We start from the raw sequence: 20,232 nt of genomic DNA, 5'->3' as shown, positions 1-20,232 counted from the left end.
GGGCACGTGGGGTTCCTGGCCGAGGCCGAGTACGACGACGTGTCCGCGACGATCGATGCGATCGTGGAGCGCCGCTACACCGCCGAGGACCGGCTCACGATCGACGTCTCCGTGTTCCGTGACGGTGAGCTGGTCACCCGCACGTTCGCGCTGAACGAGGCCAGCGTCGAGAAGGCCGCCCGCGAGCGGATGCTCGAGGTGGTGGTCGAGGTCGACGGCAGGCCGCTGTCGCGCTGGGGGTGTGATGGAGTCGTCTGCGCGACGCCGACCGGCTCGACGGCGTACAACTTCAGCGCCGGGGGCCCGGTCGTCTGGCCGGGAGTCGAGGCGTTGCTGATGGTGCCGATCAGTGCTCACGCGCTCTTCGCACGTCCGCTCGTGGTGGCGCCGACCTCGGTGCTGGCGGTCGAGGTGATCGCACCCGCGGAGGCCGCCGGTGTGCTGTGGTGCGACGGCCGACGCACGGTCGACCTGCCTCCGGGGGCGCGGATCGAGGTACGCCGCGGCGAGCGCCCGGTGCGCCTCGTCCGGCTGCACGAAGCGCCGTTCACCGACCGGCTGGTCGCGAAGTTCGGGCTTCCGGTGGAGGGGTGGCGGGGCGCCCGCGAACGCCACAGGCGGGGTGAGCGGGGTGCTTGAGGAGCTGCGCATCACCGGCCTCGGCGTGATCGAGTCGGCGACGCTCGAGCTCGGCCCCGGGCTGACCGTGATCACCGGCGAGACCGGCGCCGGCAAGACCATGGTGGTGACCGCCCTCGGCCTGTTGCTCGGCGGCCGGGCCGACAGCGGCGCGGTGCGGGTCGGCAGCGCGAGCGCTCGGGTGGAGGGTTCGGTACGTGTGTCCGAGCTGCCGGCCGTCGCCCAGGCGGTGGACGCGGCCGGGGGAGAGGTCGAGGGCGGGCACGTCCTGCTCGCCCGGAACGTCTCCGCGGAGGGTCGCTCACGAGCGTTCGTGGGCGGAGCCGCGGTGCCGGTGTCCCAGCTGGCCGACCTGGCGGAGCCGCTCGTGGCCGTGCACGGTCAGTCCGACCAGCACCGGCTGCTCCAACCGCGCGCACAGCGCGAGGCGCTCGACGCGTTCGGCGGTGAGGGAACGGCTCGGCTGCTCGACGTCTACCGGAGCGTGTACGACGAGCTGCGGACGACCGAGCGCGAGCTCGCCGAGGTCGTGGCGAGCGCGCGCGAGCGCGCCCGCGAGGCCGATCTGCTGCGCTTCGGCCTCGGGGAGATCGAGGCCGTGGCCCCTCAGCCGGGTGAGGACACCTCACTGGCCGATGAGGAGCAGCGCCTCGGTCACGCGGACACCCTGCGCACCGCCGCCGTGTCCGCCCACGAGGCGCTCTCGTCCGACGAGGGCAACCCCGACGCCCTCGCGGCGGTGGCGGCGGCACGTACCCTTCTCGACGGCGTCCGTGACCACGATGCGGCGGCCGGTGAGCTGGCCGACCGGTTAGCCGAGATCACGTATCTGCTCTCCGACCTCGCCGCCGACGTGGCGTCCTACGCCGGCGGTCTCGACACCGATCCCGCCCGGCTGGCCGCCGTCTCCGAGCGGAGGGCGGCGCTGACCGCGCTGACCCGCAAGTACGGCGAGTCGGCGGAGGACGTGCTGGCCTGGGCCGAGTCGTCGGCAGCCCGGCTGACAGAGCTCGACGACACCGATGAGCGGATCTCCCGGCTTCGCGAACGACGCGACGACCTGCGTGGCCGGCTCGGGCCTGCGGCGGAAGCCCTGTCCGAGGCACGGCGGGCGACCGCCGCCGCTCTCTCGGCGCAGCTGACCGGCGAGCTGGCGTCGCTGGCGATGCCCCACGCCGTCCTGGAGATCACGGTGCGCCAGACGCCCGTCGACGACGGGCTGGAGGTGCGGGGAGAGCCGGTGCGGTTCGGGTCGTCCGGCGTGGACGAGGTCGAGTTCCTGCTCGCGGCCAACACCGGCTCGGAGCCCCGGCCGCTGGCGAAGGGCGCGTCCGGCGGTGAGCTGTCGCGGGTGATGCTCGCGCTCGAGGTCGCGCTGGCCGGCACGAGCCCGGTGCCGACCTTCGTGTTCGACGAGGTCGACAGCGGGGTCGGTGGGAAGGCCGCCGTCGAGGTCGGTCGTCGGCTCGCGGCGCTCGCGGCTTCGGCACAGGTGCTGGTCGTCACCCATCTCCCGCAGGTGGCGGCGTACGCCGACCGGCACGTCGTGGTCGAGAAGGCCCGGGACGGCTCCGTGACCACGTCCGGCCTCACCGTGCTGGACGCGGCCGGACGTGAGCGCGAGCTCTCGCGGATGTTCGCCGGCATGGACGAGTCCGAGACGGCCCTGGCGCATGCTCGCGAGCTGCTGGAGTCGGCCGGCCGGGGGGCAGGCTGACCCGAAGGCCGCCGACGCGCCGGGACCACCTTCCTGCCGGGCGGCGGGCGCGCCGGCTGACAGGATGACTCGGTGGTGAAGCTCAGGACCCGCCTCCATAACGACGCCGGGGTCACCGGCACCGCCCGTTCCGATCGCCGTACCAGCGCCCTCCTCTCCCGACTGAGCAGCGGAGACGTCGCGGTCCTCGACCAGGTCGACCTGGACGGCCCGACCGCCGAGGCGCTGGTCGACGCCGGCGTCGTGGCGGTCGTCAACCGGTCACCGATGATCTCGGGTCGATTCCCCAACCGTGGCCCGCAGCTCCTCGTCGACGCCGGCATCGCGATGGTCGACCAGGCCACGGCCACGCAGGGGCGCGACCTGATGTCGGCGGTGACCGACGGACGACGCGTGGTGCTCCGGGGAGGCACCCTGCTCGCCGGGGACGCGGTGGTGGCCGAAGGCCGGGAGCTGACGCCGGACGACGTGGCCCGGCAGCTCGCGGACGCCGAGGCGGGGCTGTCGACCCAGCTGCGCACGCTGACCCACAACAGCGCGGAGTTCCTGCGTCGCGAGGAGGCGTTGATCCTGCACGGGGAGGGGGTCCCGCGCCTCCGCACCCGGCTGCGGGGTCAACCCGTCGTGGTGGTGGCTCAGGGCCCGGACGACGCGGCCGAGCTGCGCCGCATCCGGCGCTACCTGAGAGAGGTCAGACCGGTCGTCGTCTCGACCGCTGACGGGCTCGCGGTGGCCGCCGCCGCCGGGCTCACCCCCGACGTCGTGGTCATCGACTCCCGCACCGAGGACCTGCCGGCGGCCAAGGCGCTGCGGGCGTGCCGCGACGTCGTGGTCACCGAGGCTCCAGGCGACACGCGCCCCGGCCGGGCCGGCTCGGAGCGGTTCGAACGGATGGGTGTGCGCATCGTGGCGATGCAGACCACCGCGACGCCGGCCGACGCGGCGCTGCTGCTGGCCGATGCGGGCGGGGCGACCCCGATCATCGGGGTCGGCCTCCGGGGCACCGTCGAGGAGTTCCTCGACGGCCCGCGCGACGGCCTCGGGTCCGGCTACGTCACGCGGCTCAGGGTCGGCCCGCGCCTGGTCGATGCGACCGCCGTCCCGATGCTCTACTCCGGGCAGCTGCGCGCCCGGCACGCGTATCTCGTCCTGCTGATCGGCCTGATCGTGGTCGCGGCCGCGATCTCGACCACCGACATCGGTCACCAATGGGCCGTCGACCTCGGCCGCCAACTCGACGATCTCCTCGGTGGAAGGCTCTCGTGATCCGGCACCGTTCGTACGCCGTCCCGGTCACGGCCGTGCTCCTGGCCCTGGCGACCGGCGTCGCACTGGGGGCCGGCCCGCTGACAGACACCCGCTCCGACGCCTCGCCCCAGCCACGGATCGTCACCCGCGCCCCGGCGAACGGCTACCCGGACACCTTCGCGGCCTCCGTCGCCGGCCGGCTGTACGACCACGGGCTGTCGCGCCGCCCGGTCGCCCTGGTGACCATGCCCGGTGCCGATGCGGCCACGGTCTCCGCGCTCGTCACGCAGGTGAAGGCGGCCGGCGGCCAGCTGACCGGGACGTACGCGATCCAGGGCCAGCTCGTCGACCCGGAGCAGAAGAGCCTGGTCGACACGTTGGGCATCCAGCTCGACAAGCAGCTGAAGCACGGGACCGAGCCGGGCGCCTCGACGTACCCCCGGATCGGGCAGCTGGTCGCGATCGCCGTTGCCAACCGCGGCGCGGCCGCGGGTGCCGCCGATGACGACGTCGTGGCGGTGCGCCAGAGCCTGGCGGCCGCGAAGCTCCTGACGGTCCCCGCCGGTCACCCGCAGACCGCGCCACTGGTGCTGGTCCTCCTCGGGTCGCCCCTCGACCAGGCGATCGCGGACGGGGTCCTGGCCGGGCTCGGCGCCGGGGCACGCGGCGTCGTGGCGGTCGCGCCGACCAAGGACGCGACGCTCGCCGGTCTCGAGGCCGACGGAGTGACGAAGGGCGTCACCACCGTCGACGGCAGCGAGACCGACGCCGGCCGGGTCGCCGCCGTGCTCGGTCTGGTGCGCGCATGGAGCACACGGGGCGGCGCCTTCGGTGCGTCGGGCGCGGATGGCCCGGTTCCCCTCGGGTAGGATGGAACCCCGTGAAGCAGGCGCCCGTCACCAAGCACGTGTTCGTCACCGGGGGCGTCGCCTCCTCGCTCGGCAAGGGGCTCACCGCCTCCAGCCTGGGCCGTCTTCTCAGCTCGCGCGGCCTGCGGGTGACGATGCAGAAGCTCGACCCCTACCTCAACGTCGACCCCGGGACCATGAACCCGTTCCAGCACGGCGAGGTCTTCGTCACCGACGACGGCGCCGAGACCGACCTGGACATCGGCCACTACGAGCGGTTCCTCGACCGCGACCTCGGGCAGAGCGCGAACGTCACGACCGGGCAGGTCTACTCCAGCGTGATCGCGAAGGAACGACGCGGCGACTACCTCGGTGACACCGTCCAGGTGATCCCGCACATCACCGACGAGATCAAGTCGCGCATCCGCGCCATGGCCGACCCGGACGACGACGGGGACCGCCCCGACGTCGTCATCACCGAGATCGGCGGCACGGTCGGCGACATCGAGTCCCTACCGTTCCTGGAGGCGGCCCGACAGGTCCGTCAGGACATCGGACGCGACAACTGCTTCTTCCTGCACGTCTCCCTGGTCCCCTACATCGGCCCGTCCGGCGAGCTGAAGACGAAGCCCACCCAGCACTCGGTCGCCGCGCTGCGGTCGATCGGCATCCAGCCCGACGCGATCGTGTGCCGGGCCGACCGCGAGATCCCCGAGGGGATCAAGAAGAAGATCTCCTCGATGTGCGACGTCGACCAGGACGCCGTCGTCACCGCCGCGGACGCACCCTCCATCTACGACATCCCGAAGGTGCTGCACCGCGAGGGCCTCGACGCCTACGTCGTACGCCGGCTCGACCTGCCGTTCCGCGACGTCGACTGGACGACCTGGGACGACCTGCTCCGCAAGGTGCACCACCCCCAGGAGGAGGTCACGGTCGCGCTGGTCGGCAAGTACATCGACCTCCACGACGCCTATCTGTCCGTCGCCGAGGCGCTGAGGGCCGGGGGCTTCGCCCACGACTCGGCCGTGCGCATCCGCTGGATCCCCTCCGACGAGTGCATCGAGCAGTCCGGAGCCCACCGGCACCTGCACGACGTCGACGCCGTCTGCGTGCCCGGCGGGTTCGGCGTCCGCGGTCTCGACGGGAAGATCGGGGCGCTGACCTACGCGCGGACCCACGGCATCCCGACCATCGGCCTCTGCCTCGGCCTGCAGTGCATGGTGATCGAGTACGCCCGCAACGTCGCCGGCCTCGAGAAGGCCGACTCCACCGAGTTCGACCCCGACTGCCCCGAGCCGGTGATCGCGACGATGGAGGAGCAGAAGCTGTACGTCGAGGGCGCCGGCGACCTGGGGGGGACCATGCGGCTCGGCCTCTACCCGGCCGAGCTGGTGTCGGGATCCATCGTGCGGCAGGCCTACGGCGACGCCCGGATCGAGGAGCGCCACCGGCACCGGTACGAGGTCAACAACCACTACCGCGAGCAGCTCGCCTCGGCCGGTCTCGTCTTCTCCGGCACCAACCCCGACCTCGGCCTGGTCGAGTTCGTGGAGCTCCCGCGCGACGTCCACCCCTACTACGTCTCCACCCAAGCCCACCCCGAGCTGCGGTCGCGCCCGACCCGCCCCCACCCCCTCTTCGCCGGGCTGATCGGGGCCGCGATCGAGCGGCAGAAGGCCGAGCGTTTCCCGATCGACGAGTCGAAGCTGCGCCGCGAACCGGAGGACGACCCCGCCACGGTCTACGCCTGAGGCGAGCAGCCGACCCCGAGGTACGAGGGGTTGGCGTGACCGCGTGTCGAGACCCGGTGACGGTGCCAGCGGTCCCTACGCGGCCCGGGCCCGCTCCATCCGGGTCAGCGTGTCGGTCCCGATCAGCAGGGCCGCGCGCACCGTCGGGTCGCACTCGGGGTCGGAGGCCATGTCCTGGGCCCGCTCCACGAACGCGTCGTCGGCGACCTGCGGGAACATCCCGAACATGAGCCCGAACACGGCCAGCATGCCGCCCCCGGCGAGGGCCGGGATCTCGTCGAGGAACCGGTCGGCGTACGGCAGCAGCACGTCGTCCTGCTGCGGCTGCCAGAACGCCCGGATCATGGCTCCGAGCATCGACCCGCCGGGGATGTTGCGCTTCTCGAAGAGCTCCACCCAGGCCTCGTCCTTGGCGCCGGCCTCGGGCCGGGCCGTACGCACGGTCAGCGCCCTCACGCCGGCGTCCGGGTCGGGGTCGCGGGCGAGCAGGGCCTCGACCGACCCCTCGTCGTACTGCCCCAGCGCGGAGCGACGCGTCGCCACCCGCCAGGCCAGGTCTACGTCGGATCCGGCGGCCTCGTCGAGCCGGGCGAGGTGCTCGGGTGAGGAGGCGGACGCCGCCAGGGTGCGCAGCGCCGGCGTCGTGTGGTCCGGGTCGTCGGCCAGCCGGTAGGCGACGTCGGCCAGGCGCTCGAGAGCCGGCGCGATCCGCTCCGGGGCGCTCCAGCGCTGCGCGATCTCGAGCGCGACGCTGAGGAACGCCTCGACCACGGCCGGGCTCTTCTCCCGGGCCAGCACGTCCAGCACGCACTCGAACAGCTGGTCCGCGGTCAGCTCGCCGTCGGAGAGCATCTGGAAACCGGTCACCACCGCCTGTGCCCGGTCCACCGCCTCGGGCAGCTCGGCGGCGCGCTCGAGGAGGACGCGCACCGAGGCCTCGTCAGGGCGGACCGCGGCGAAGGTGTGGTCGGCGGCGTTCAACAGGTGCAGGTCGGCGCTCGGGAGCTCGACCGGGGTCGATCTCCCGGACGTCTCGACCGAGGTGGTGCCGACGAGGGCGAGGCCGCCGCCGGACACGGCGTACGAGCCGATCTCGAGACGGTGGGGGCGCGGTTCGTCGTCGTCGGGGGACGCCGCGGTGATCGTGCCGTCCTCGAGCCTGAGCACGTCGGTGCCCGCGCGGTCGAGCCAGGCGACGGTCCACCCGTCCAGGTCGCGTCCGGAGGCGTCGCCGATGGCGGACATCAGGTCGCCGAGCTCGGTGTTGCCCCAGGCGTACGCGCGGAAGTAGTCGCGCAGCCCCTCGACGAACCGGTCCTCGCCGACGAAGGCCATCAGCTGCTTGAGCACGCTGGCGCCCTTGGTGTAGGTGATCGCGTCGAAGTTGGCCATCGCCTGTGCGACGTTCGGGACGTCACCGCGGATTGGGTGGGTGGCAGGTGACATGTCCTGCCGGTAGCCGCCCATCTTGCTGCCGGCCAGGAACGTGGCCCACTCGTCGGTGAACTCGGTGCAGTTCACGCCGGCCCAGTTGGAGGCCCACGACGCGAAGGCCTCGTTCAGCCAGAGGTCGTCCCACCAGCGCATGGTCACCAGGTCGCCGAACCACATGTGCGCCATCTCGTGCAGCAGGATCTGCGCGCGCACCGAACGCTGGCCGTACGTCGGGGCGCTGCGGTAGAGCACGCTGTCGGTCCACGTGACCGAGCCCCAGTTCTCCATCGCGCCGCCCATGTTCGGCACGAAGACCTGGTCGTAGCGCTCCTGCGCGAACGGCTGGCCGAACCTGTCGCCGAAGAAGGCCAGTCCGCGGTCGGTGAGGTCGAAGAGCTCCTCGGCGTCGCGTTCGAGGAACTGGCGGAGGGACTGCCGGCTGAGCAGCCCGAGGTCGTAGCCGCCACGGTGTGACCGGATCTCGTGGAACGGCCCGCCGTTGACGACAGTGACGTACGTCGAGAGCGGGGGCGTGTCGCCGAAGGTCCAGCGGCGTCCGCCTCCGGCGTCGCCGTTGAGTTCTTCGACCCGGTCGGGTGCGGAGTTGCTGGTGACCGTCCAGCTCTCGTGGGCGTCGACCACGAAGCCGTGCGGCGCCTTGAGGTCGGGCTGGTCGAAGCACGCGAAGGCGTAGCGGGCGCGGTCGGGCTCGAAGGTGGCCCAGACGTAGACGAGCTTGTCGAGCGGGTCGACCGTCTTCAGGATCGCGTTCCCCGAGCCGGTGTCCGGCTGGGTGTGCGAGACGACCAGGACGTTCTCGGCCTTCAGGTCGGGCAGCGGGATCCGGCCCCGCTCGGCGGTCGCCGGGTCGAGCGGCTGCCCGTTCAGGGTCACCGCGGAGACGTCACCCACGCAGTCCACGAACGTGGCGGCGCCCGGCTCGCGGCAGGTGAAGGACACCGTGGAGGTCGCCGCCCACAGGTCGCCCTCGTACAGGCCGCGCAGGTCGATGTTCACGTCGTAACGGTCGACGTTGATGAGGGCCGCTCGCTCGGCGGCTTCTTCCCGAGTGAGGCTCGCGATGTCGGTCATGGCGACACCGTATCCCCGAGGTTTCCACCTGATCGTGGCCGGATCGATGCCGGGATCCGTGGACTATGTCCTTGACTCATCCCGCCGCGACCGACCACTGTGCTCCCGTAGCCATACCCGGCTCGCCCCGTCGGAAGGACTTCACGCATGCTGCTCAAGCGCACCATCGGACTGATGAGCGCCTTCGCCATCGCCACGACCCTCGCGGCCTGTGGTGGCGGCTCGTCGAACAGCTCGGGCGGCAACTTCGGCGACTGCAACGTCACCAGCAAGGCCAACAGCATCAAGATCACTCCGGCGAAGGCCGGCACGCTGACCGTCGAGACGACGCTGCCGGCGCAGGGCTGGTGGAACGGCACCACGCCGCAGTCGATCAAGAGCGGGTACGAGTACTGCATGGCAGCCGAGCTCGCGAACATGGCGGGGCTCGACTCGGTGACGGTCAAGAACGTCTCGTTCGACCAGCTGGTCGCGGGGCGGACCAACTCCTTCGACCTCGCCCTGGCGGAGATCTCGATCACCCCGGAGCGCGCCAAGGTGGTCGACTTCTCGACGCCCTACTTCGACTCCAACATCGGCGTGCTCGTGAAGAAGGGCTCAGGCATCACCCAGGACAACATCCAGAGCAAGTCGTGCGCCGCGTACTCGGGCACCACGTCGGTCCCCTTCATCCAGGACCAGCTCAAGTGCGCCAGCAACAAGGTGTACCCCGACTCGCAGACGCTCTACCAGGGCCTGCTGTCCGGTCAGGTCGACGCTGACTTCCTCGACACCGCGATCGTTCTCGCCGAGGCCAAGTCCACTGGCGGACAGCTCGAGGTGGTCGGCCAGTACAAGACCGGTGAGAAGTACGGCGCGATCTACCCGAAGGGCTCGGCGAACGAGGACGCACTGAACCAAGGCATCAAGACACTGATCGACGACGGCACGCTCGCCAAGTTCTCGACGACCTACCTCGGGGCGGCGTTCGGCGGCGACCCGAACAAGGTGCCGTTCTGGACGATCAAGTAGCGCACGGGACATGAGCGCTTCAGGCCTCGTCAACGAGGAGCTGCAGCCGTCACCCACCCCCAGCCAGCCCCGCCCTGTGGTGGGGCTGGCTGGGGTCGGTCTGCTGCTCTCGCTGGTCGGCATCGCCGGGATGGTCGCGGCGGCACTCCGCCTACGTGACTACAACAGCGACGGGCTCGTCTCGACCGTTGTCGGCGCCATCTTCGTCGTGGTGAGCCTTTACCCCCTGTTCCCGTCCTTCAAGGCGTTCCAGGGTGATCGCGAGCGTGCCAAGCTCCTGAGCGACGGACACCTGGTCGCCGCTCGCCGCGCCTCGGCCGCCGCCCGCGAGGAGGCCCAGATCGCGATGGGATACGCCGCCGCCGCGATCATCGTCGCCGGGTTGCTGCTGATGGCGTTCGCCAACGGGGGTGGCGTCGCCCACACGTTCTTCACCCAGAGCGCATGGGACAAGTCCTTCGGCGAGATGATCCGGGCGTTCTGGACGAACATCTGGGTAGCGGTCGTCGCGCAGGTCTTCGTCCTGATCTTCGGGCTGCTGCTGGCCATCATGCGGATGCTCCCCGGTCGTGCCGGCGCGCCGCTGCGCCTGATCGCGCTGGTCTACTGCGACGTCTTCCGGGCGATCCCGGCGATCGTGACGATCCTGTTGATCGTGTTCGGCACGCCGCTGGCCTTCCCCTCGACCGCGCAGTGGCCGCTGGCGTGGCTGGGCATCGTGGCACTGACCATGACGTACTCGGCGTACGTCGCGGAGGTCTATCGGGCGGGACTGGCTTCGATCCATCCGAGCCAGAGTGCTGCTGCCCGGTCGCTGGGTCTGAGCTACACCCAGACCCTGCGGACCGTGCTGGTGCCGCAGGCCGTGCGCCGAGTCATTCCGCCTCTCCTCAACGACTTCATCAGCCTGCAGAAGGACACCGCTCTGCTGTCGACGGCGAGCATCGCGGAGGTCGTGCTCGTCTCGAAGCTGTGGGAGAGCAACCTCTTCAACCTCTCGCCGATCACCTTGGCGGCTGCGTTCTTCATCGTGATCACGATCCCGCAGGCCCGCTTCGTCGACTACCTGATCGACCGCGACGCCGCCCGACGGGCAGGGAAGTGACCATGGCGTTCCTCGAGATCGACGACGTCCACAAGTCCTACGGACACCACGAGGTGCTCAAAGGCGTGTCCCTGAACGTCGAGCGGCACGAGGTGGTCTGCTTGATCGGCGCCTCGGGCTCGGGGAAGTCGACGCTGCTGCGCTGTGTAAACGCACTCGAGGACATCCAGAAGGGAGAGATCCGGATCGAGGGCGACACCGTCACCGGCGCCGGGGTCGACCTCAACGCCTTGCGACGAGACGTCGGCATCGTCTTCCAGAGCTACAACCTGTTCCCTCACATGTCGGTGCTGGAGAACATCATGCTCGCCCCGCAGCGGGTGGGCGGCGTGAAGAAGCGAGAGGCTCTCGAGCGGGCCGAGCGTCTGCTGGAGTCGGTCAACATGCAGGACAAGGCGAAGTCCTATCCCGACATGCTTTCGGGCGGCCAGCAGCAGCGGGTGGCGATCGTGCGCGCGCTGGCGATGCAGCCGCGGGTGATGCTCCTCGACGAGATCACCGCCGCCCTGGACCCGGAGCTCGTGGGCGACGTGCTCGAGATCGTGCGCGAGCTGGCCCACGGGGGCCTGACCATGCTGCTGGCGACCCACGAGATGGGCTTCGCCAAGGAGGTCGCCTCCCAGGTGTGCTTCCTCGACAACGGCTCGATCCTCGAGCGTGGCTCGGCGCAGCAGATCTTCGAAGACCCCAAAGAGCCGCGCACCCAGCAGTTCCTCAGCCGGGTGGTGAAGTCCGGCCGCCTGTGAGCCGCTCGAGGCGACCGGTACGGTCGGGGCGTGTCCACGGATCTCGCCGACTCCCCGGAGAGCTGGCCCGTCGTCGGGAGCCGCGACCTCTACCGGGGTGACTGGCTGATGGCGCTGCGCCTCGACGAGGTACGCCGCCCGGGCGCCGACGCCGAGGCGCCGTTCGACCGCTGGGTCTTCGAGCACCCCGGCGCCGTGATCGTGCTGGCGGTCGACGACGAGGAGCGGGCCTGCTGCCTGCGTCAGTACCGCCATCCGGCCGGTGGCCGCTTCGTCGAGCTCCCGGCCGGGCTGCGCGACGCCGGCGACGAGGACCCGTTGGAGACAGCCCAGCGTGAGCTGCGTGAGGAGGTGGAGCTCGAGGCGGGGGATTGGCGCCTGCTGTTCGATCTCTACCCGAGCGCCGGCATCACCGACGAGCGTCAGGTCTGCTACCTGGCCCGCGACCTCCGCCCCGCCGGGCGCGGCGACTTCACCCCGGAGCACGAGGAGGCCGACATGGAGCGCTTCTGGGTGCCGGTCGACGACCTCGTGGATGCCGTCCTCTCGGGCCGCGTCAGCGAGTCCCCGGTCGCGGCATGTGTGCTCGCGTACTCCGTCCTCCGTTCGAAAGGCCGACTGTGACCGAGCTGACCGACCTGCTGACCGCCCATCCGGTCATCGACGGCCACAACGATCTGCTGTGGACGATGCGCGAGAAGAACGGCTACGACTTCTCGGCCTACGACGTGGGGGACCGGCAGACCGAGACCCACACCGACCTCCCACGGCTGAGAGAGGGCGGGGTCGGCGCTCAGTTCTGGTCGGTGTTCGTGCCCTGCAAGGAGGGCGAGCGGGCCGTGGCGTCCACGCTCGAGCAGGTCGACGCGGCGTACGCCATGATCGAGCGGTACGCCGACCGGCTCGCGCTCGCGACCACAGCCCATGGGGTCGAGACGGCCTGGCGCGACGGCCGGATCGCCTGCCTGATGGGGGCCGAGGGCGGTCACCAGATCGGGGAGTCGCTCGGGGTGCTCCGGATGTTCCACCGGCTCGGCATCCGCTACCTGACGCTCACCCACAACGACAACGTGTCGTGGGCCGACTCCGCGACCGACGAGCCGGTGCTCGGCGGGCTGAACGACTTCGGCCGCGAGGTCGTCCGCGAGATGAACCGCATCGGGATGCTGGTCGACCTCTCCCACGTCAGCCACGACGTCATGCGCGACGCGTTGGACACCACGAGCGCGCCGGTGATCTTCAGCCACTCCTCGGCGTACGCCGTGTGCGACCACCCGCGCAACGTCCCCGACGACGTGTTGGCACGGCTGTCCGACAACGGTGGGACCTGCCTGGTGACATTCGTGCCGAGGTTCGTCAACCAGGCCGTGCGCGACTGGGCCCGAGGCGCCCAGCAGCGGGCGGAGGAGCAGGGCGTCGACCCGCGCGACATCCCGGCGCTCCAGGCGGTGGAGCGGGCCTACCAGGACGACGTGCCGCACCCGCCGGCGTACCTCTCCGACGTGGTCGCCCATCTCGAGCACGTGCGCGAGGTCACCGGCATCGACCACATCGGCCTGGGCGGCGACTACGACGGCGTCGACTGGCTCCCGGAGGGGTTGGAGGACGTGACCGGGTACCCACGGCTGCTGGCGGCACTACGCGACCGCGGCTGGTCGGACGACGACCTGGCCAAGCTGACCTCCCGCAACGTGTTGCGCACGATGCGCGCGATGGAGGACGTCGCCGAGGGCTGACGGGCGGTCGCCGGTCGGTCCCGGGGGCGTGGCCGGGGTCACATGTGGCTATTGTCGTGGTCGGTCCCGTACCCCGAAGCGGGCCCGAGGTGAGGAGTGTTCCCGGTGAAGATCGGCGTCCCGAAGGAAGTCAAGAACCACGAGTACCGCGTGGCCATCACGCCGATCGGCGTCCACGAGCTCACCGCGCACGGCCATGACGTGTATGTCGAGAAGAACGCCGGCACCGGCTCGCAGATCGATGACCGCGAGTACGAGGCGGCCGGCGCGAAGCTCCTCGACAGTGCGGACGAGGTCTGGGGCAACGCCGAGATGGTGCTGAAGGTGAAGGAGCCGGTCGCGGAGGAGTACCACCGGATGCACGAGGGCCTGACCCTCTTCACCTACCTCCACCTCGCCGCCGACAAGCCCCTCACCGACGAGCTGATCGAGCGCAAGGTCACCGGCATCGCCTACGAGACGGTCCAGCTGCCGTCGGGCGGCCTGCCGCTGCTCTACCCGATGTCCGAGGTCGCCGGCTGCCTGGCACCGCAGGTGGGCGCGCACGCGCTGATGAAGGCGCAGGGGGGGCGCGGCGTGCTGATGGGCGGCGTCGGAGGCGTGGCCAACGCGAAGGTCGTGATCATCGGCGCCGGTGTCTCCGGGCAGAACGCCGCCAACATCGCCCTGGGCATGGGAGCCGACGTCACCCTCCTCGACACCGACCTCGACAAGCTGCGGATGTCCTTCTGGCGCTACAACAATCGCGTCCACGGCCTCGCGTCCTCCCAGCTCGCGATCCGGCAGCAGGTGATGGAGGCCGACATGGTGATCGGCGCGGTCCTCATCCCGGGCGCCGCCGCGCCGAAGCTGGTCAGCAACGAGCTGGTCTCCCAGATGAAGCCGGGCTCGGTGCTCGTCGACATTGCCGTCGACCAGGGAGGATGCTTCGAGGACACCCACGCCACGACCCACTCGGACCCGACGTTCGAGGTCCACAACTCGATCTTCTACTGCGTCGCCAACATGCCCGGAGCGGTGCCAAACACCTCGACGTACGCGCTCACCAACGCGACCCTGCCGTACGCGGTCGCGCTGGCCGACAAGGGCTGGGTCCGGGCCTGCCGCGACGACCACTCGCTCGCGCTCGGTCTCAACACCCACGACGGGAAGCTCACCAACGGGCCGGTCGGCGAGGCGACCGGCATCGACCCGGTCGATCTCGACGAGGTCCTCGCGGCCGCGGGCTGAGCCCGGCGGCACCACTCGGGAGCACCGTGGCGGACCTCGCTCTCGCGCTGCGCACCTACCTCGACCACCTGACGGTCGAGCGCGGGCTGGCGGCGAACACCTTGACGTCGTACCGGCGAGACCTGCGCCGCTACCTCGGCTTCCTGAGTGAGTCCGGCACCGCCGACGTCGACACGGTCACCGAGGCCGACGTCTCGGCGTTCCTGATGCGGCTGCGCGAGGGCGACCCGGACCATCCGCCGCTCTCCGCGACCTCGGCGGGGCGCACCGTGGTGGCGGTGCGCGGCTTCCACAAGTTCTGTGTCGCCGACGGGCTGGCGACGCAGGACCCCGCTGCGGGCGTTCGGCCTCCGGCTCCGGTGCGCCGGCTCCCCAAGGCCCTGCCGCTGGTCGACGTGGAGTCCATCCTGGACGCCGCCGGCTCACCGGGCACGACGCTCGCCCTCCGGGACCGGGCGCTGCTCGAGGTGCTCTACGGCACCGGCGCCCGCATCAGTGAAGCGGTCGGGCTCGACGTCGACGACGTGGACCGGGTCGACGCCACCGTCCTGCTGCGGGGCAAGGGCGGCAAGGAGCGGCTCGTCCCGATCGGCTCGTTCGCCCTGGACGCCGTCGACGCCTACCTGACCCGGGCGCGCCCCGACCTGGCGTCCGCAGGCCCCTCCCAGCGGGCCGGGGCGCTGTTCCTCAACGCCCGGGGCGGCCGGCTGTCGCGGCAGTCGGCGTGGACCGTGCTGGTCAAGGCCGCAGATCGGGCCGGGGTGACGCGTGACGTGTCCCCCCACACCCTGCGACACTCGTTCGCGACCCACCTGCTCGAAGGGGGAGCAGATGTGCGTGTGGTCCAGGAGCTCCTGGGCCATGCCTCGGTGACGACCACGCAGATCTACACCCTGGTCACCGTGGACAACTTGAGGGAGGTGTTCGCAGCTGCTCACCCACGCGCGCGCTGAGCGCGGAACCAGATCAAGCCGTAGTCCGTTCGGACTACCGGCCTGTCCCGTTGGGCCTACTTCTTTGCCAATCGCATGCAGTCGATCCCACGCGACTCCTATCGTGTCAGCGCCGGGCGGCACAGCCCGACCATCGCTGGCCTCGGTCGCAGATGCGGGTCCGACTCGAAACTCTTTGGAGCACCGTTGAGGAACAATCGCCGTGACGCCACCTCGGGCGCGTTCTCAGCCTTTCGCGTGTCCGAGTGGTCGGTCCGCCGCAAGGTGGTGGCCGTGCTCGCGATCCCCGTCGTCCTCGCTGCCGTGTTCGGTGGTCTCCGGGTGTCCTCCGAGCTCCAGGACGCGAGTGCCTACTCCACGAACCAGCAGCGCGCCACCGTGCTCGGTCCCGCGATCGACTACCTGACCGCCACCGAGCGGCTGGCCCTGCCCGCAGAGCTCTCGGCCAGGCTCGGGGGTGGCGACGCGAAGTCGGCGTGGTCGGCGGCATCGGCCAGGCTCAAGAACGCCGCATCCAAGGCCGACCTCACCGCCTCCGAGAACAACGACGTCACCACCATCACCCAGATCGGCACCACACTGGAGAGTGGCAGTGGCACCGGTATCACCGCCACCGCACCGGTCCAGCTCAGTGACATGACTCGGCTGACGAACGACCTGATCAACTCGACTCTGAACACCGCGGGCACGCCGGACTCCAAGGTCCAGGCTCTGGTCCAGGCCTTGAACGGTCGGCTGTCGCTGGTCAAGCAGCAGCTCCTGATCCAGAGCAACGACCAGGAGCCTTCCCAGCTCGGGTCCGTGTGGCTCGCGGCCGAGATCGGAGTCGAGAGCACCGCGCTCGACGACCTCAAGTCCGGCGTGGGTGCGAGCGTGGGCGGCCGACGGGTCGAGCTGCTCTCCGCCGCGAACGGCACCCGCCTCGGTCTGGCCACAAGCAACAAGATCGAGGACCTCAGCGCCGGCCCGAAGATGTTCGAGAGGTACGACGTCGTCAACAAGCGTCTGCTCGGGAGCATTCAGAGCACGCTCGCGACGAACGCCTCGCAGGCGAAGTCACGGGCGCTGACCGACGCCGCCGTCATCCTGACCGCGCTCCTCGCCTCCCTGCTGCTGGCGTTGTTCGTGGCGCGTGCCCTGATCCTGCCGTTGCGCAAGGTGCGGGCCGGTGCGCTCGCGGTCGCCAACGAGCGGCTGCCCGAGACCGTCGCCCGGATCCGGAGCGGCAAGGCTCCCGACGAGGTCACGCCGATCCCCGTGCACAGTCACGAGGAGCTCGGCCAGCTGGCCCGGGCCGTCGACGACATGCACAAGCAGGCAGTCAGCCTGGCGACCGGTGAGGCCCAGCTGCGGACGCAGGTCGGCGCGATGTTCGTGACCCTGTCGCGGCGCAACACGACCCTGGTCAACCAGCAGCTGGCGCTGATCGAGTCGCTGGAGCAGGACGAGGAAGACCCGCAGCGCCTCGAGCAGCTGTTCAGCCTCGACCACCTGGCCACCCGGATGCGCCGTACCGCGGAGAGCCTGGTCATCCTGGGAGGTGCCGAGGGCCGGACCGCCGGGTTCGAAGAGCTCAGCGTCTCGGACGTGGTCCACGCGGCCGTCTCGGAGGTCCAGGACTACCAGCGGGTGCGCATCGACGCCGCCCCCGACCGGATGATCGCCGGTCGCGCAGCCTCCGACATCGTCCACCTGATGGCGGAGCTGATCGACAACGCCCTGTCGTACTCGCCTCCGGGCAGCCCGGTGACCATCCAGGCCGCCGAGGACGGCGGAAAGGTCGAGATCGAGATCATCGACAACGGCCTCGGCATGGCCGGCGACGCGCTCGCCCAGGCCAACGACTCCTTGAAGAACGGCGGCGAGGTCACCGTCGACACCGCCCGCCGGATGGGCCTGTTCGTGGTCAGCCGCCTCGCGGAGGAGCACGGTCTGAAGGTCAAGCTGGGCCGCAACACCAACGGCGGCGGCATCATCGCCTCGATCCTTCTGCCGAGCGCAGTGCTGGTCTCCGACAGCCCGGTCGAGCACGTCTCGATCCTCGACGCCCCCGAGCCCGCGGGCGAGCCCGTCGCGCCGGTCGTCGACGAGGAGCCGGAGGAGGAGTACGACCCGTACCTCGAGCGCATCGAGGAGGCGATCGCCGCCGTCACCGGGCTCCCGCGCCGTCGTCCCGGCCAGACGCCGGGTCCGGCTCAGCCGGCCGCGCCGGCCGCGTCCGTGGGCATGTTCGACGCCGGACCGACCCCGGAGCTGCCCCCGGGCTTCGAGCCGACCGAGCTGCCCGGTCTGACCGCCGACGTCTCCGAGGACGAGCAGCCTGGCGAACCCGTCCCGATCGCGCTGCCCGCCGCCGTTCACGAGCTCCGTGACGTGGAGACCGACGAGGACGCCGACGTGGACTCCGAGGACACTGACGAGGGCCTGGCCGAGGTCGTCACCCCGCAGTTCGGGGCGGAGCGCCAGCTCGTCGCCGTGCTCGACTCCGACGACTCCGAGGAGGCGGCCGAGGAGAGCGATGAGCCCGAGCTGGTCACGGCCGAGCTCGAGACCGAGGAGCAGGCCGAGGAGCCGACCGAGGACCAGAGCGACGAGCAGGCCGAGGAGCCCGAGGTCGCGCCGTACGAGGTCACCCAGCACGAGGTCGCCCAGCACGGGGTCGCGGAGCCGGAGGTCGAGCCGGTCCCGGCGAGTCCCTGGGGCCAGGCGGACTCGCAGGGCTGGGGCACGCTGCCCGAGCCCGAGCCGGTGCCGGCCGCTGCGGCCGAGGTCGCCGGGGAGCCGGCGTACGACGCGCCGGAGCCGGTGGTCGCGTCGGCGGAGCCCGCCCCCCACGAGGTCGCCGTCGAGGAGGCTCCGGTCCGGCTGCAGATCCGCCGCCCGCTGTCCGCCGCCCGCGCCGCCTCCGCCCTCGAGGGCGAGTTCGTGGCCGAGACCGAGAAGCCCGGCGACTCGCCCATCTTCGGTCAGCTCCGCTCGAACTGGCTGAGTGACGCCGAGGGTGACGAGTGGTCGGCGAGCGAGGTGGACCGAGGCTGGAACGCTGCGGAGCGCGCCGAGAGCGGCGACTCCGACGGCACCACCCGCACCGGTCTTCCGGTACGTCGTCCCGGCGGCCGCCTGGTCCCCGGTGGCGTCTCGCAGGAACCCGCGAAGGTCGTCCGTGACCCGGAGGCCATTCGCAACCGCCTCGCCGCACATGCGGCCGGCGTCTCCCGTGGCCGTGCGGCCGCGGCCGAACAACCCACCACCTTCGACTACGCGCACGAGGAGACAGGACCGGCATGACCGAGAGCCTCCAGGCAGAGATGACTGCCGTCGAGACCGAGACCCGGGAGCTCGACTGGGTCGTGAACCGATTCGTCGACAGCGTTCCCGGTGCGGCGCACGCGGTGCTGGTGTCCGCTGACGGCCTGCTGATGGCCTGCAGTGGGCGGCTCCCCGCGGAGCGCGCCGAGCAGGTGGCCGCGGTGTCGTCCGGCCTGGCCAGCCTGGCCACCGGGGCGGCACGCCTCTTCGAGGGTGGCGCCGTGATGCAGACCATCGTCGAGATGGAGAACGGCTTCATGCTCCTGATGAGCGTGGGCGACGGGTCGCACCTGGCGGTGCTGACCCAGGCCACCGCGGACATCGGCCAGGTGGGCTACGAGATGGCCCTCCTCGTCGAGCGGGTCGGTCAGATGGTGCAGGCCCAGGCTCGGGTGCATGGCGTTTAGGGGTTGAGATGGCAGACGAGCCCGAGGTCGAGGAGATGCACGCCAGCCCGCCGGCTGCGCGCATCGTCCGACCGTACGCACTGACCGCGGGGCGCACCCGCGCCTCGGTCGACCTCCCGCTGGAGGCGACCCTGCGGCTCGACACCAGCGCCACGCGTCGCGCGTGGGGCGAGGACGTCCAGGGCAAGATCATCGGGGTCCTCGACTCCCGCTCGGTCGCCGAGGTCTCGGCCCTGGTGCAACGCCCCATCGGCGTCGTCCGCGTGCTGCTCGGAGACCTCGTCCAGCAGGGCTACGTCCACGTCCAGGCCACCCTGACCGAGAACTCCACCGACGACGAACGCTACGACCTCCTCGAAAGGACCCTCCGTGGACTCCGTGCTCTCTAACGCTTCCCCCAGCGTCAGCCGCACTGCCGCATCGACGAAGATCGTCATCGCCGGCGGGTTCGGCGTGGGCAAGACCACCCTCGTCGGGTCGGTCTCGGAGATCGTGCCGCTCCGCACCGAGGCACTGGTCACCAACGAGTCGGTCGGCGTCGACGACCTCGCCCAGACTCCCGCCAAGTCGACCACGACCGTGGCGATGGACTTCGGCCGCATCACGCTGGCCGAGGATCTCGTCCTCTACCTGTTCGGCACGCCTGGCCAGAAGCGGTTCTGGTTCATGTGGGACGACCTGGTGCGCGGCGCGATCGGCGCCATCGTGCTGGTCGACACGGCCCGGCTGGACGCGGCGTTCGCGCCGCTGGACTACTTCGAGTCGAAGGACGTCCCGTTCATCGTCGCCGTCAACGCCTTCGAGGGCGGCCCGACGTACCCGCTCCACGAGGTGGCCGAGGCGCTCGCGCTGCCGGACGACGTCCCGCTGATCACCCTCGACGCGCGCGACCGCGACTCCGCCAAGCGGGCGCTGATCCGGATCACGGAGTTCGCCCTCACCCGGCTCGCCGCCCAGCAGCGCACCGCCTGAGATCTCGCCCCGAGGCCCCGGGTCGGCGGGC

The 20,232-nt window shown here is 71.0% G+C and carries 17 protein-coding genes; 16 read left to right on the top strand and 1 reads right to left on the bottom strand.

The genetic code is table 11. The annotated features are described in order from the left end of the window. From VGK78_RS11900 to VGK78_RS11880, 5 genes are all read left to right on the top strand, one after another. Positions 1-639 (top strand): NAD kinase (locus VGK78_RS11900; protein ID WP_331527849.1); only part of this gene is annotated, 639 nt, incomplete at its 5' end. Then, a complete protein-coding gene (gene recN, locus VGK78_RS11895; RefSeq protein ID WP_331527848.1) occupies positions 632-2,356 on the top strand; it encodes a DNA repair protein RecN in 1,725 nt (574 codons plus the stop codon). The genes VGK78_RS11900 and recN, both read left to right, overlap by 8 nt. 72 nt (positions 2,357-2,428) lie before the next feature. After that, positions 2,429-3,622 (top strand): putative cytokinetic ring protein SteA, encoded by a 1,194-nt coding sequence (steA, locus tag VGK78_RS11890; protein ID WP_331527847.1) that lies wholly within the window; start codon positions 2,429-2,431, stop codon positions 3,620-3,622. Further along, complete coding sequence (locus tag VGK78_RS11885) at positions 3,619-4,473, top strand: copper transporter (RefSeq protein ID WP_331527846.1); 855 nt, start codon at positions 3,619-3,621, stop codon at positions 4,471-4,473. Before steA ends, VGK78_RS11885 begins: the two co-directional genes overlap by 4 nt. Positions 4,474-4,484: 11 nt before the next feature. Beyond that, on the top strand, positions 4,485-6,206 hold the full coding sequence (locus VGK78_RS11880) for a CTP synthase (protein ID WP_331527845.1): 1,722 nt from the start codon (positions 4,485-4,487) through the stop codon (positions 6,204-6,206). Between the two features lie 75 nt (positions 6,207-6,281). Here VGK78_RS11880 and pepN read toward each other — a convergent pair whose 3' ends face one another. Next, complete coding sequence (gene pepN / locus VGK78_RS11875) at positions 6,282-8,732, bottom strand: aminopeptidase N (RefSeq protein WP_331527843.1); 2,451 nt, start codon at positions 8,730-8,732, stop codon at positions 6,282-6,284. Between the two features lie 147 nt (positions 8,733-8,879). Between pepN and VGK78_RS11870 the strand changes: the two genes are divergently transcribed. From VGK78_RS11870 to VGK78_RS11820, 11 genes are all read left to right on the top strand, one after another. Next, complete coding sequence (locus VGK78_RS11870) at positions 8,880-9,743, top strand: ABC transporter substrate-binding protein (RefSeq protein ID WP_331527842.1); 864 nt, start codon at positions 8,880-8,882, stop codon at positions 9,741-9,743. A gap of 10 nt (positions 9,744-9,753) precedes the next feature. Next, positions 9,754-10,848, top strand: a complete 1,095-nt coding sequence (locus tag VGK78_RS11865) for an amino acid ABC transporter permease (RefSeq protein ID WP_331527841.1) — start codon at positions 9,754-9,756, stop codon at positions 10,846-10,848. A gap of 2 nt (positions 10,849-10,850) precedes the next feature. Further along, positions 10,851-11,594, top strand: a complete 744-nt coding sequence (locus VGK78_RS11860; protein ID WP_331527840.1) for an amino acid ABC transporter ATP-binding protein — start codon at positions 10,851-10,853, stop codon at positions 11,592-11,594. Between the two features lie 30 nt (positions 11,595-11,624). After that, positions 11,625-12,218: an NUDIX hydrolase gene (locus VGK78_RS11855; RefSeq protein ID WP_331527839.1), complete on the top strand. Its 594-nt coding sequence runs from the start codon at positions 11,625-11,627 to the stop codon at positions 12,216-12,218. Next, a complete protein-coding gene (locus tag VGK78_RS11850) occupies positions 12,215-13,330 on the top strand; it encodes a dipeptidase (protein ID WP_331527838.1) in 1,116 nt (371 codons plus the stop codon). The genes VGK78_RS11855 and VGK78_RS11850 overlap by 4 nt, the downstream gene beginning before the upstream one ends. Positions 13,331-13,435: 105 nt before the next feature. Continuing rightward, positions 13,436-14,560 (top strand): alanine dehydrogenase, encoded by a 1,125-nt coding sequence (gene ald, locus VGK78_RS11845; RefSeq protein WP_331527837.1) that lies wholly within the window; start codon positions 13,436-13,438, stop codon positions 14,558-14,560. Between the two features lie 26 nt (positions 14,561-14,586). After that, a complete protein-coding gene (gene xerD / locus VGK78_RS11840; protein ID WP_331527836.1) occupies positions 14,587-15,513 on the top strand; it encodes a site-specific tyrosine recombinase XerD in 927 nt (308 codons plus the stop codon). A 273-nt stretch (positions 15,514-15,786) separates the two neighbouring features. Then, positions 15,787-18,801 carry a HAMP domain-containing sensor histidine kinase gene (locus tag VGK78_RS11835; protein ID WP_331527835.1) on the top strand — a complete coding sequence of 1,005 codons (3,015 nt, stop codon included), beginning with the start codon at positions 15,787-15,789 and terminating at the stop codon, positions 18,799-18,801. A 20-nt stretch (positions 18,802-18,821) separates the two neighbouring features. Next, positions 18,822-19,229 (top strand): roadblock/LC7 domain-containing protein, encoded by a 408-nt coding sequence (locus tag VGK78_RS11830; protein WP_331527854.1) that lies wholly within the window; start codon positions 18,822-18,824, stop codon positions 19,227-19,229. An 8-nt stretch (positions 19,230-19,237) separates the two neighbouring features. Then, positions 19,238-19,618 (top strand): DUF742 domain-containing protein, encoded by a 381-nt coding sequence (locus VGK78_RS11825; RefSeq protein ID WP_331527834.1) that lies wholly within the window; start codon positions 19,238-19,240, stop codon positions 19,616-19,618. Positions 19,619-19,658: 40 nt separating this feature from the next. After that, positions 19,659-20,201: a GTP-binding protein gene (locus tag VGK78_RS11820; protein ID WP_414690676.1), complete on the top strand. Its 543-nt coding sequence runs from the start codon at positions 19,659-19,661 to the stop codon at positions 20,199-20,201. The last annotated feature ends 31 nt before the right edge of the window (positions 20,202-20,232 follow it).

This window comes from Nocardioides sp. (assembly GCF_036503465.1).
GTDB lineage: Bacteria > Actinomycetota > Actinomycetes > Propionibacteriales > Nocardioidaceae > Nocardioides.
The sequence above is the reverse complement of the archived record's forward strand: the minus strand, read 5'-3'. Positions and strand labels throughout refer to the sequence as shown.

Coding starts and splice junctions, on each gene's coding strand:
- pepN (WP_331527843.1), bottom strand. CDS start 8,732: ATGACCGACATCGCGAGCCTCACTCGGGAAGAAGCCGCCGAGCGAGCG.
- VGK78_RS11870 (WP_331527842.1), top strand. CDS start 8,880: ATGCTGCTCAAGCGCACCATCGGACTGATGAGCGCCTTCGCCATCGCC.
- VGK78_RS11865 (WP_331527841.1), top strand. CDS start 9,754: ATGAGCGCTTCAGGCCTCGTCAACGAGGAGCTGCAGCCGTCACCCACC.
- VGK78_RS11860 (WP_331527840.1), top strand. CDS start 10,851: ATGGCGTTCCTCGAGATCGACGACGTCCACAAGTCCTACGGACACCAC.
- VGK78_RS11830 (WP_331527854.1), top strand. CDS start 18,822: ATGACTGCCGTCGAGACCGAGACCCGGGAGCTCGACTGGGTCGTGAAC.
- VGK78_RS11825 (WP_331527834.1), top strand. CDS start 19,238: ATGGCAGACGAGCCCGAGGTCGAGGAGATGCACGCCAGCCCGCCGGCT.